This window comes from Sphingomonas turrisvirgatae, assembly GCF_001721295.1.
GTDB classification, from domain to species: domain Bacteria; phylum Pseudomonadota; class Alphaproteobacteria; order Sphingomonadales; family Sphingomonadaceae; genus Sphingomonas; species Sphingomonas turrisvirgatae.
Map to the genome: position 1 here is coordinate 92659 of NZ_MDDS01000035.1, position 11548 is coordinate 104206.

At 63.2% G+C, this 11548-nt stretch carries 10 protein-coding genes and 1 tRNA gene; 4 read left to right on the forward strand and 7 right to left on the reverse strand.

Features of this window, described 5'->3' with window-relative positions:
• The first annotated feature begins 110 nt into the window (after positions 1–110).
• From BFL28_RS13175 to BFL28_RS13185, 3 genes are all read left to right on the forward strand, one after another.
• The gene (locus tag BFL28_RS13175; protein ID WP_069321003.1) at positions 111–1619 is read left to right on the forward strand and encodes a spinster family MFS transporter; all 1509 of its coding nucleotides are present in this window, start codon (positions 111–113) and stop codon (positions 1617–1619) included.
• Positions 1620–1793: 174 nt separating this feature from the next.
• Positions 1794–4661 carry a TonB-dependent receptor plug domain-containing protein gene (locus BFL28_RS13180; RefSeq protein ID WP_206599120.1) on the forward strand — a complete coding sequence of 956 codons (2868 nt, stop codon included), beginning with the start codon at positions 1794–1796 and terminating at the stop codon, positions 4659–4661.
• 93 nt (positions 4662–4754) lie between these two features.
• Entirely contained in the window at positions 4755–6323 is a 1569-nt protein-coding gene (locus BFL28_RS13185) for an MFS transporter (protein ID WP_241527325.1), read from the forward strand.
• A gap of 38 nt (positions 6324–6361) precedes the next feature.
• On the opposite strand, the gene BFL28_RS21540 is transcribed toward BFL28_RS13185, so the two are convergent.
• The 3 genes from BFL28_RS21540 to BFL28_RS13200 form a co-directional block, all read right to left on the reverse strand.
• The gene (locus BFL28_RS21540) at positions 6362–6679 is read right to left on the reverse strand and encodes an ATP-binding protein (protein WP_069321006.1); all 318 of its coding nucleotides are present in this window, start codon (positions 6677–6679) and stop codon (positions 6362–6364) included.
• A 210-nt stretch (positions 6680–6889) separates the two neighbouring features.
• The gene (locus BFL28_RS21545; RefSeq protein ID WP_069321007.1) at positions 6890–7111 is read right to left on the reverse strand and encodes a hypothetical protein; all 222 of its coding nucleotides are present in this window, start codon (positions 7109–7111) and stop codon (positions 6890–6892) included.
• Between the two features lie 390 nt (positions 7112–7501).
• Positions 7502–7576 (reverse strand) — tRNA-Thr (locus BFL28_RS13200).
• Positions 7577–7677: 101 nt separating this feature from the next.
• On the opposite strand from BFL28_RS13200, the gene BFL28_RS21730 reads away from it, so the two are divergent.
• Complete coding sequence (locus tag BFL28_RS21730; RefSeq protein ID WP_277621008.1) at positions 7678–7812, forward strand: hypothetical protein; 135 nt, start codon at positions 7678–7680, stop codon at positions 7810–7812.
• Here the strand turns inward: BFL28_RS21730 and BFL28_RS13205 are convergent.
• The 4 genes from BFL28_RS13205 to BFL28_RS13220 form a co-directional block, all read right to left on the reverse strand.
• On the reverse strand, positions 7809–9611 hold the full coding sequence (locus tag BFL28_RS13205) for an aminopeptidase P family protein (RefSeq protein ID WP_069321008.1): 1803 nt from the start codon (positions 9609–9611) through the stop codon (positions 7809–7811). The two genes, BFL28_RS21730 and BFL28_RS13205, sit on opposite strands and share 4 nt — an antisense overlap.
• Before the next feature lie 63 nt (positions 9612–9674).
• Complete coding sequence (locus tag BFL28_RS13210) at positions 9675–10376, reverse strand: SDR family NAD(P)-dependent oxidoreductase (protein WP_069321009.1); 702 nt, start codon at positions 10374–10376, stop codon at positions 9675–9677.
• Positions 10377–10378: 2 nt separating this feature from the next.
• A complete protein-coding gene (locus tag BFL28_RS13215) occupies positions 10379–11047 on the reverse strand; it encodes a glutathione S-transferase family protein (protein ID WP_069321010.1) in 669 nt (222 codons plus the stop codon).
• A 42-nt stretch (positions 11048–11089) separates the two neighbouring features.
• The gene (locus BFL28_RS13220; RefSeq protein WP_069321011.1) at positions 11090–11515 is read right to left on the reverse strand and encodes a hypothetical protein; all 426 of its coding nucleotides are present in this window, start codon (positions 11513–11515) and stop codon (positions 11090–11092) included.
• Positions 11516–11548: the final 33 nt, after the last annotated feature.

Sequence of the window (11548 nt, forward strand, 5' to 3'; positions counted from 1 at the left end):
AACAATGGCTGGAAGACCATTGGCAAGGACGTTCGAAAGGCTGCGGTCGAGTGCCTTCACCTGCCGCACTTTCGACGTGCTCATGGGCAGTGGGACCAGATGCCTCAGTCATGTCCCAGACGGATGCGGCAGCTTCAGCGCCTGTCGAACCAGCGCGCTGCACGGACACGCTGACGGCAAGCATCATCGATGATGTCGGGCGGGTATCGAACAGGGGGCAAGATGGCATTGGACGGCAGTTCGCCGAATTGATCATCGTGTGCGGGCGAGAAACACGGGAGATGGACTTGCGCGAAGGTGAGGGTGGTCAAACGGAGGCAAACGGTGACGCTCCAAGCGAGCATGACTCGGGGTCCAAACCCTATCGGTTCTACGTCCTTATCCTTCTAGCGATCACGTATACGCTCAACACCGCAGATAGAAGCATTCTCAACATCGTGCTTCCGCCGATTAAGGCCGAGTTTGCCTTGGCCGATTGGCAATTGGGCGTTCTCGCGGGTCCCTTGTTCGCGATCATCTATGCGATCTGCAGCATCCCGTTCGCGTCTCTGTCCGATCGAACCAATCGCAAGCGCCTGATCGCGGTTACGATGATGGTCTTCAGCACTGCTACGGCTGCTTGCGGCATGGCGGCGTCCTATTTGCACCTGATGGTCGCTCGCTTCGTGACCGGCGCAGCGGAATCGGCGACGGTGCCGGCTGCTACGTCGATGATTGCGGACCTTTATGGTTCAGGTCGCCGCGTTTGGGCGATCGCCATCTTCAGCGCTGGCGGCAGTGTCGGGGCCACTGTGGCCGGCCTTGTTGGCGGCTTGGTCGCTCATCACTACGGTTGGCGCTATGCGTTCCTCGCAATGGGCCTGCCAGGCCTGGCGCTAGGAATGCTGCTCTTGCTGAGCGTTAAAGAGCCTGCGCGCGTCATATCGGACCAAGCGTCAGTCACGCGTCCTCCGTTACCAGTGAGCGTGGTGATCGGGCGTGTGTTCTCGCAGCCATCCTTTCGTTGGCTCTGCATCGGCAACCTGCTTCTTTTCTTTCACAATTCAGGCGCAAAATCGTTCGAGAGCCTTTTCCTGGTAAAGGCGCACGGGCTGAACCTCGCACAGATCGGTTCGGTCGGAACGGCGCTTGGCATGATCGGGTTGCTGGTCACACTTGGCGTCGGGCGTCTGTCAGATGCGCTTTCGGCGCGCAATGTTCGTTGGCTGATGTATGTTCCGCTGATAGTAGCGTTAGCCGGGGTTGCCACTGCCCTCGTCATGCTGCTCGCATCCAACAGGTGGGTGGCGCTCGTAGTCGGCGGGTCTGGTGCGCTGTTCGTGCTGGCTTATGCCGCCCCCCTCTACGCCGCGGTTCAGGCATTGGTGCCGGGCTCAATGCGGGCGCGTGCGATGGCGTTCCTGCTCCTGCTCACCAACCTGATCGGCGTTGGATTGGGGCCGCCGCTCACGGGTGCCCTCAGCGATCTGCTTTCGACGCAGCTGGGAAGCATCGACGGATTGCGCTGGGCTTTGATCGTGATCCTGGCTCCAAACTTTGTTGCAGCGTTCGCCTTCTGGCGAGCATCCCGCACCTTGTCGGCAGATATCGCTAGGAGCGGTGAACTCGCGCAACGCTAGACCTCTACAGGCCGATGCAGCACCGCATTGCATTTTAGAAAAATAGAAGTGCAGAATACCGGAACGGCATCATAATGGTTAGACTAAGGTATTGGACGCCTAGCCGCTACGATCATTATCTTATCATAATATAAATATTATAGATAACATTGATCTAGAGAGGGGATGCTAGGTATGCCGAAAAGCTTTGGCATTTTAATGCGCCGTGTCGAGCGTTTTAACTTACCCGCCACTTCTCTCGCGGTCTGCTTACTGGCAGTTCATCCCGCCATGGGGCAGACTACTGATACGACACGGGCAACTGAAGAAGATCCGGTAACGGCCGATATTGTTGTTACGGGATCTCGCTTGGGTGATGCAGGATTTAATGCGCCTACCCCCGTGACCGTAATCGGAGCTGAAGAGATCCAGCGCCAAGCTGCGACAACCGTGTCTGAGGTATTCAACAAAATTCCTGCTTTCCGGTCGATGAACACTTCATCGACCAACGCGATCTACGCAAGCAACATCGGAGCGACCACAGCTGATTTGCGCGCACTGGGTGCCAACCGCACGCTGGTGCTGATCGACGGGCGTCGTGTCGTGGCGGCAACGACGCAAGGCGGATCGATGGTGCCTGCAAACGTCGTTGACTTGAACCAGGTTCCGACCTCGCTCGTCGGCCGGGCTGAAGTGGTTACCGGGGGTGCGTCAGCTGCCTACGGATCTGACGCGGTCGCCGGCGTGGTCAACATCATCCTGGACAAGCAGTTGCGCGGCTTTCGCGGCAGTATGCAATATGGCGTGACCGAACTCGGCGATAACAAGGAATATGCGATCTCGCTCGCTTATGGCGCCGCGGTGAACGAGCGCGGCAGTTTCATCATCGGCGGCGACTTTTCCGACGCGAAGGGTGCTGGCGATTGCTATTCGCGCGATTGGTGCCTGCCGGGCCGTGCTGCAGTGAGCAACCCCAATCGCAACAACGGCTTGCCCGCTACGATCTTGCTGCCGATGGGGTCAATTGCCACTGCCACCAAGAACGGCATCATCACTGCCGGACCTCTGGCGGGACAGGAGTTTGCGCCGGACGGCCTTTCAACCTACGCGCACAACTATGGCGTCTACTACGGGGCGGGATTGTTTCAGTCCGGCGGGGGCGACATGCGGCACCCGTTTTACGAGAACATCCCCCTTGCGGCTCCCACGCGACGGATCACGCTGCTTGGCGCGCTCGACTATGAACTTACCGACAGCATCAAGTTGATCGCCGAGTTCTCATATGCGAACGTCAAGGCGAGCACGATCGGTGCCCAGACCCGCGACACCGGATCGATCATCATCCAGCGCGACAATCCATTCCTGCCTTCATCCGTCGTGACCGCCATGACGACCGCAGGGGTCAGCAGTTTCAACTTTGGCCGGATCGGACAGGATCTTGGACCAGCTACCAGCAAGGTCGAGCGCGCGACGACGCGGATCGTAGGCGGCCTTGAAGGCACATTGCCCAATGGCTGGAAATGGAACGCCTATTATCAATATGGCCGCACCGACTATAGTCAGCGGCAGCAGAATACCCGCATAAATGACAATTTCACGCGCGCGGTCGATGCCGTTCGAGCGCCGAACGGGTCTGTCGTCTGCCGCATCAACGCAGACGCCAATCCCGCGAACGACGATCCAGCCTGCTCGCCGCTCAACTTATTCGGTCAGTATCGTTTCTCGCCTGCGGCGAAGGCATATACCTATGGCCTCGCCACACAGGATACGACGATCTCTCAGCATGTCGCGGCCGCGACGCTGTCGGGAAATCTTGCCGAGCTGTGGGCCGGCCCGCTGTCCTTCGCTGTCGGCGGCGAATATCGAAACGACCGGGCGTTCGGCACCGCCGACCCAATCTCTACCGCGCTGCGCTTCTATACCAGCCCCGGCGCCCCTATCGACGGCGAGATCGACGTAAAGGAGGGGTTTGTAGAACTGGGCTTGCCGCTGGCCAGAGGGCTCACGCTCCTGCATTCCCTTGATGTAAATGGCGCTGTTCGCGTGACCGACTATTCGACCTCCGGATCGGTCACCACCTGGAAAGTCGGCGCGACCTGGGAGCCTGCTCGGCAGCTGCGCCTGCGCGTGACACGCTCGCGCGACATCCGCGCGCCCAATGTGTTCGAACTTTATGGGCCGCGGCAAACCTCGTTCCAGACCATCAGTGATCCGACGCGCGGCAATGCGTCGGTGCTGCCGCTGTCCATCCTCGGCGGGAATGCCGATTTGAAGCCGGAAGTTGCGGACACCTTCACCGCGGGTGTCGTGTTCCAGCCCGACTTTCTCGGCCTAGATCGCCTGCGAGTGTCCGTCGACTATTACGATATCGACCTTCAAGGTGCGATCAGCACCCTCGGATCGCAGCTCATCGTCAACCTGTGCGCGGCTGGCCGAGCGGAACTGTGCGCCCAAGTCACACGCGATGCGAACGGCGTCATAACCTCGGTCTCGAACACCAACCTGAATCTCAACCGCGTACAGACTCGGGGCGTTGATATCGAACTGGCCTATAACATGCCCCTGTTCGACGGGCGGATTTCCACCCGACTGCTGGCGACGCACGTGATGAACCTGAAGACCACGGACCAGACTGGCACGGTCATCGATCGCGCCGGCCAGATGGGCCCGCCGACAGCACCATCCACCGGCGGTTTGCCCAAATGGTCCGGCACCGCGCAACTTACCTACGAACAGGGGCCGTTTTCGATATCGGGGCAGATGCGCTATATCTCGCGCGGCGTGCGCGACGTATTGTTGGTGGGTCCGGATGATCCGCGCTACAGCACCACGCGCCCCGATAGCGTGAACTTGAACCGCGTTCGTCCCTATGCGTATCTCAACCTGAACGCCCAATATGCGATTTTGGATGACGGCGCGCGTAAGATCGAGCTGTTCGGGGCTGTAAGCAACGTTCTCAATACCGACCCGCCCAATTACCTGCCGCTATTCTCGCCGACCAATCCAGTGCTCTACGACATGCTGGGGCGCAGTTATCGCATCGGCGCGCGTTTTGCGTTCTGACCATCGTTCCCGTTTCCAGCACCTTGCCGGAGGCAGCTTTTGACGTCGGCTGCGTCGCCATTGCGACCAAGCGCAGGCCTCAGTGCCTATGCCTTGCTCCTGATCAGCCTCACACAGGCGGTCAGCATGGTCGACCGGCAGATCGTCGCCATCCTGCTGCCGCAAATCAAAGCGGACATGGAGGTCGGCGACGCGGAAATGGGATTGCTCTACGGCACCGTTTTCGGGCTGTTCTACGCGCTGTTCTCGCTACCGCTCGGCCGGCTGGCCGACGGATGCAATCGCACGCGGTTGCTCAGCATCTCCGTGGGCGCATGGTCGGCGATGACCGCGCTTGGCGGGATGGCGAACTCGTTCGGCGTTCTGGCACTGTCACGTCTCGGCGTCGGGATCGGTGAAGCCAGCGTTCAGCCAGCCGGCTTTTCGCTCATTTCCGATTACTTCCGGAAGGAACGACGCGGCGCGGCGGCGGCAGTTTTCGCCGCCTCGATCACGGTCGGCCTTGGCGCCTCCTTATGGATCGGAGGCACCACCGCCGACTGGTGGGAGCGAACCTACACGGCGGCGGACGCGCCGTTCGGTCTGCGCGGTTGGCAGGCCGCGTTTATCGTAGCGGCCTCACCCGGCCTGGTGCTCACGGTACTGCTCGCGCGACTGCCGGAACCAGTGCGCGGCGCCGCCGATGGTATTGCGACCCCGCCCGACCCGGCCGCGTTCCGCGCAAGTTGGGACACATTGCTGAGCATCACGCCCGGCTGCAACTGGCTCGTCCTACGCCGCTTGAATGCGAGTTCGAGCGTCTGGGCGGTCAATATCGTTGGCTTGATCGCGATCATCGCGACCATGGTGGCGCTCACGGATTGGACCGATAGCGTAAGGGTCACCGTGCAAGCGCCTTTAATGATCGGGAATTATCCGCTGTCGGGCAACGCACTACAATGGACCGTTACGGGCATTGGGCTCTACGTCGTGCTCAACTGGCTGCAGACGCTGAAGTTGCGGGATGCGCCAGCCTTCGTCCTGATTGCCAAGACACCGTCGCTGACGCTGCTATTCATCATTGCCGCGCTGCAATCAGCGGTCAATTACGGCGTCATGGCGTGGACGCCCAGTTTCATGATTAAGCAATATGGTATGAGCCCCGCTGAAGTCGGGCTTAAATTCGGCGCCTTGGTAGCGGTCGTCGGAACGGCCGGGCCGCTGATCGCGGGGCCAATATCTGACTGGCTGGCGGCGCGCGTGCGCGGCGGACGAGTTTACGTCACGCTCTATGCGCTCACGGTTTCACCGATACTGGCCTTCTGGGCTTACAACGCAGCCACGCCAGCGCAATTCTATCCGGCTTTCGGCATCTATTGCTTCACGCTCGCGATGTGGCTGCCGCCAGTCTATGCCAGCCTCATGGACTTGGTGTTGCCGCGGATGCGCGGCGTGGCGGCGAGCTTCTACGTCCTGACCATGACGATTTTGGGCCTCGGCCTTGGCCCATATGCGGTTGGGTTGATCAGCGACGTGAATGGGGGAAACCTCGGCACGGCGATCCTCTCGATCTACTGGCTGGCGCCGCCCATGGTCATTGCGATCATCATCCTGGCACGAAGATACGCCACCGATGAGGCAGGCATGATCAATCGTGCGCGTGCAGCTGGCGAGTTGGTTTAAGACGACCGTGCCGCCGCCGCGCTCAAGAGGGCACTGAGTCAGCGAATGACCGCCGCAGCTATCGCGATAAGCTGCGCGACGCCAAGAATCCGCAGTTCCGCCCACGCTATGTCCGTGCCTTTGTCGGCGAGGTCGAGGTGAGCTCGGAACAGCTCATTATCCGCGGCCCAAAGGCCCAAGCCCGTTCTCTTGCCGACTTCCGTGGTGGTGAAGAAGGGATCGAATACCTTCGCTACCGTTTCCGGCGACATGCCGCTGTCCACGACGGTGATCTCGACATATTGCCCGGGCGGCAGCGGCGTGGGCGCCATGTCCAGGTTGCGCGCAGCGATGGTCAGCGTGCCTCCCGCCGGCATCGGGTCCCGCGCATCGACGGCGAGATTGAGAATGACGTTCTCTAGCTGATGCGGATCCGTGCCAGAGATCGGCGTCAGTCGTCACATGGATGGCGACCGATTCGGAGTTCGAGCGCGTCAGTAGGTCGGACATGCCCGCGAGCAGGCGCCCCATGTCGATCGTCTTTGGATCGAGCGGCTGGCGGCGCGAGAAAGCGAGCAGCCGCTGGGTCAGCGAGCCGGCTCGATCGGCGCCCCTGAGCGCGCTTTCCAGCTCTCGGCGCGCACGGGGATCGGCATCAGTATCGAAGCGCCGCCGATGATGATCGTCAGCAGATTGTTGAAGCCGTGCGCGATCCCGCCGGTCAACTGACCGACCGCTTCCATCTTCTGCGCCTGACGCAGCGCGTCCTCGGCCTCGCGACACTCCGCGACTTCCTGCTCGACGCGCATCTCCAGCGTGTCGTTGAGTTCGCGCAGGAGCCTCCTGCTCCTTCGCCGCGGTCACGTCGTGAATCACGCCGACCAGCCGGTCGAAGTCACCAGCCGCGCGCTGCTGCGCGTCGCCGAGCTGCCGCTCGCCTGGTCGGATCAGCGGCAGATGCTTGGGTTCAGCTGAGCAAGCGACCGGCCTAAACCGGCCGCCTCTCAACCATCAGAATAAAACTCACGACACTGTGCAGGCCTGCAGAGACGGCGCGGCATTTCGGGTTGAGAATGCCCCTATTCGGCCTGTCTCTGTCCTGAGTTTTTGAAGAGCTGCCTCTAAAAGCCCGCGGAACTGCGCGGTTTTTGCGCGCCTCCAGCCCGGTGGTCTCTAAAGACCGACCGGTGGGGACTGCGTGGTGCTGCCGGTGAGGATTGAACTCACGACCTCAGCCTTACCAAGGATGCGCTCTACCACTGAGCTACGGCAGCACTCGGCGCGGGCGGCAGGTCCGGTCCGCGCGGGGAGCGGCCCTTTTGCGCAGGGGCGGCGGCTTGTCAAGGCGAACGCGTCGGGTTTATCGCTTCGCGCCATGAACGATGCCGAAAAAAAGGCCAGGCTGGCCGCTGCGCTGCGCGAAAATCTGCGTCGACGCAAGGCGCAGGCGCGCGCAGCGGACCCGGCGCCGCCAGCCCCGCAGCCGCTGCCACCAGCGCCCCGCGATTAGCGCGCGTTGATCGGACGGCACTTCGCCTCCAGCCACACCCGCTCGTCGCGAGAGAGCTGCGGGCCGAGCACCTCAAGCACCCGCGCATGATATGTGTCGAGCCAGCGGCGCTCCTCTTCGGTCAGCAGGCCCGGTTCGATGAGCGTGCGCTCGATAGGCGCGAAGGTGAGCGTTTCAAAGCCGAGCATCGGCGACTCCGCGCCAGGGATGGCCTTCTCCACCACCAGCACCAGATTCTCGATGCGGATGCCGAACTCGCCAGCCTTGTAATAGCCGGGCTCGTTCGAGAGGAACATGCCCGCGCGCAACGGCTCGGCCGGGCCGCCGCCGGGATAGTTCGGCGCGGCAATGCGCTGCGGCCCTTCATGCACCGAAAGATAGGCGCCGACGCCATGACCGGTACCATGGCCATAGTCGCAGCCGACCTCCCACAGCGGGCGGCGGGCGAAGGCATCGATCTGGCCGCCGGTGGTCCCGGCGGGGAAGACCGCGGTGGCGATGGCGATGTGCCCCTTGAGCACGCGGGTGAAGCGGTCGCGCATCTCCTGCGTGGGTTCGCCGACCGGAATGACGCGCGTCACATCGGTGGTGCCATCGGCATATTGGCCGCCTGAATCGACCAGATAGAGCTGCCCCGTCTCGATCGGCAGCGAGGATTCCGCCGTTACCTTGTAATGCGGGATCGCGCCATTGGGCCCGGTCGCGGAGATGGTGTCGAAGCTTAAATCCTTGAGCACGCCGGTCTCTTCGCGGAACGCCTGCAGGCGATCGGCGGCGGACATTTCGGTCACGCCGCCCAGCGGCATCTCGGCCTCCGCCCATTTGAGGAAGCGGGCAAGCGCCGCGCCGTCACGTGCCTGCGCGGCCTTGTGCCCGGCAATCTCGACCTCGTTCTTGATCGCCTTCGCGAGCACGACGGGGTCGCGGACACTCAGGACCTTCGCGCCGCCGGCGTCGAGCGCGTCGAAGATGGCGGCGACGGCGCGGTCGGGGTCGGCAGCGACACGCTTGCCGGTCAGGCCGGACAGCGCCGGCGCGAACGCAGCGCGATCATGGATGCGCACTGCATTGCCAAGATGCTGGGCGACGTCCTCGCCCACCTTTTCCTTCGCAACGAACAAATCGGCGGTGCCGTCGGCATGGACGATGGCATAAGCGAGCGCGACTGGCGTGTGGCTGACGTCGGTGCCCCGCACGTTGAACGCCCAGGCGATCGAGTCGAGCGCGGAAAGGACGACAGCGTCGGCCTTTCGCTCACCCAGCCAGTCGGCGATGTCGGCGCGCTTGGCGGCGCTGGTCTTGCCGGCCGCTTCGTCGCCCTGGACGGCTAGGCGCGCGTCCGACGGCTGAGGGCGGTCGTCCCAAACGGCGTCGATCGGGTTGGATGCGACGGCGGCCAGTTCGGCGCCCTTTTCAGCCAGCGCTTTGCGCGCCTCGTCCACCCAGCCGCGCGTGTGCAGCCAGGGATCATAGCCGATGCGGCCGCCCTGCGGCGCATGTTCGCCGAGCCAGTCGGCGATGCTGACCTGGGGCACGGGCACATATTGCCAATGCTGCCCATCGACCTGCTGCCGCACCTGAAGCGTATATCGCCCGTCAGTGAAGATCGCGGCCGCCTGTGGCAACACGACGGCGCTGCCGGCACTGCCCTGGAACCCCGTGAGCCAGCCCAGCCGCTGGGCATAGCCGCCGACATATTCGCTCATATGTTCATCAGTCAGCGGCACGACGAAGCCATCCAGGCGGTCGCGCTTCAGCTGTTCGCGCAGGGCGGCAAGACGGTCGGCGTAAGTGGACATGGGCGGTCTCAAGCTTGGTTTCAGAAGCGACATATGGCGCGTGTCGCACCACTCGCCAATCCGTCAGGCGGGGATTTCGCTGCCATCCCAAGCGAAGCACTTCCCGCTGTCGGAAGGCTTCAGCCCTTCGACCACGTCGAGCAGTTGGTTCGCCGCGCGGTCGGGCGCGAACAGCTTGCCCGGCGCGACGTTGGATTGGAAGGGTTTGGAGAGGGGCGTATCGACGGTGCCGGGGTGTAGGCCGACGACAATCGAGCGTTTGTTAGTACACGCGGCGTCGATGGCGAAGTTGCGGATCAGCATGGTGAGCGCGGACTTCGATGCGCGGTAGCCGTGCCAGCCGCCGAGACGATTGTCGGCGATGCTGCCGACCCGCGCCGACAGCGCGGCGAAGACCGGCGTGCCCTCGCGCGCCAGCAGGGGCAGGAAATGCTTGGCGACCATCGCCGGCCCGATCGCATTGATCGCGAACATGCGTGCCAGCCATGCGGGATCGAGATCGCGCAACGCCTTTTCAGGGCCATGCTCGCCTTCGCTCAGCAATCCCGTGGCCACAAAGACCAGCGAGGGCGGCGGCCCGGCGGCGACCTGCGCCGCGGCGGCGGCGATGGTAGCTTCGTCGGTGAGGTCGAGATGCGCCGTGCCGGTGAGCGAACGCCCGAAGCGCCACACCCGGGCATGCGCGCCCTCTTCTTCGAGCAGATCGGCGAAGGCGCCGCCGATCCCGCCGGTCGCGCCAATGACGACTGCGCTCGCCCTGCTCACGCTCAGAGGTCCAGCTTCTCGTAGTCGGATGGCGGGTTGATGCTTTCCATGCGCTCGGCGAGCAGCGGGCGGAAGCTCGGACGGCTCTTCATGCCGACATACCAGCGCTTGGCCTGTTCGTGGCTCTTCCAATCGATGCCGCCGAGATAGTCGGCAACGCTGATCTGTGCGGCCGCGGCAAGGTCGGCAAGGCTCATGGTCGAGCCGCCGAGCCAGGTGCGGTGGTCGAGCAGGAAGTCGATATAGTCGAGATGCGCGACCGCTGCCTTCATCGCTTCGCGCAGGGCGCCCGAATCCGGTGTGGCGCGGTGGACGATGCGCTTGATCATGCGCTCGTTCAGCAGGGGCCCGGTAATGTCGCGAAAGAACTGAACGTCGAACCACGCTACGAGGCGGCGGATTTCGGCGCGGTCGGCCGCCGTGCCGCCGAGCAGCGCGGCCTTGCTGACCGTCTCTTCGAAGAATTCGCAGATCGCGACCGAATCGATCAGCACCACGCCGCGGTCGTCAGCCATCACCGGCACCTGGCCGGCGGGGTTCATGTCGAGAAATTCGTCCCGCCGCAGCCAAGGCGATTCGCGCACCGGCTCGTACCCCACGCCCTTCTCACCCAGAACAAGGCGAACCTTGCGCGAGAAGGGGCAAAGCGGGAATTGGTAAAGCTGCCACATGCCCCTGCTTTAGGCGCGCGTTGCGGCGCGTCGCAAGCGAAGTCAGTCGGGCCCGTATTCGTCCCGTCGCGCATCGACCGCATCGGCAAGCGGCGCGAGCGCGGCGCGCAGGCGATCGGCGGTTTCGATGATCGCGCCGCTGGCCGACGCGGCGTCGCCCGCAACCTGACCCGCCAGGCCGACCGCACGGCGCGTATCCTGTCGCAAGCGGCGCTCGAAGCCCGGATCCTCACGGCGTTTTACGTCGCGTAGCGTGTCCCCGGGACGGACGCGTCCGTCGCTGTAGGGGGCGAGGCTGCCGACCCGCGTGTCGAGCACGATGCCGGCGATGGCAGAGACGGCAGCGGCCAGACCGTCCTGCACGGCAGGGTCGCCGAGCGTTTCGGCAACCCGCACCTCACGCTCCTGCGCCAGGGCGGGCGTGGCAAGGCAAGTAGCGGCCGCAAGCGCGAAGAAAATGGTACGCATGGCGGGGACTCCCGAGTCGTAAGCGAATTCAGT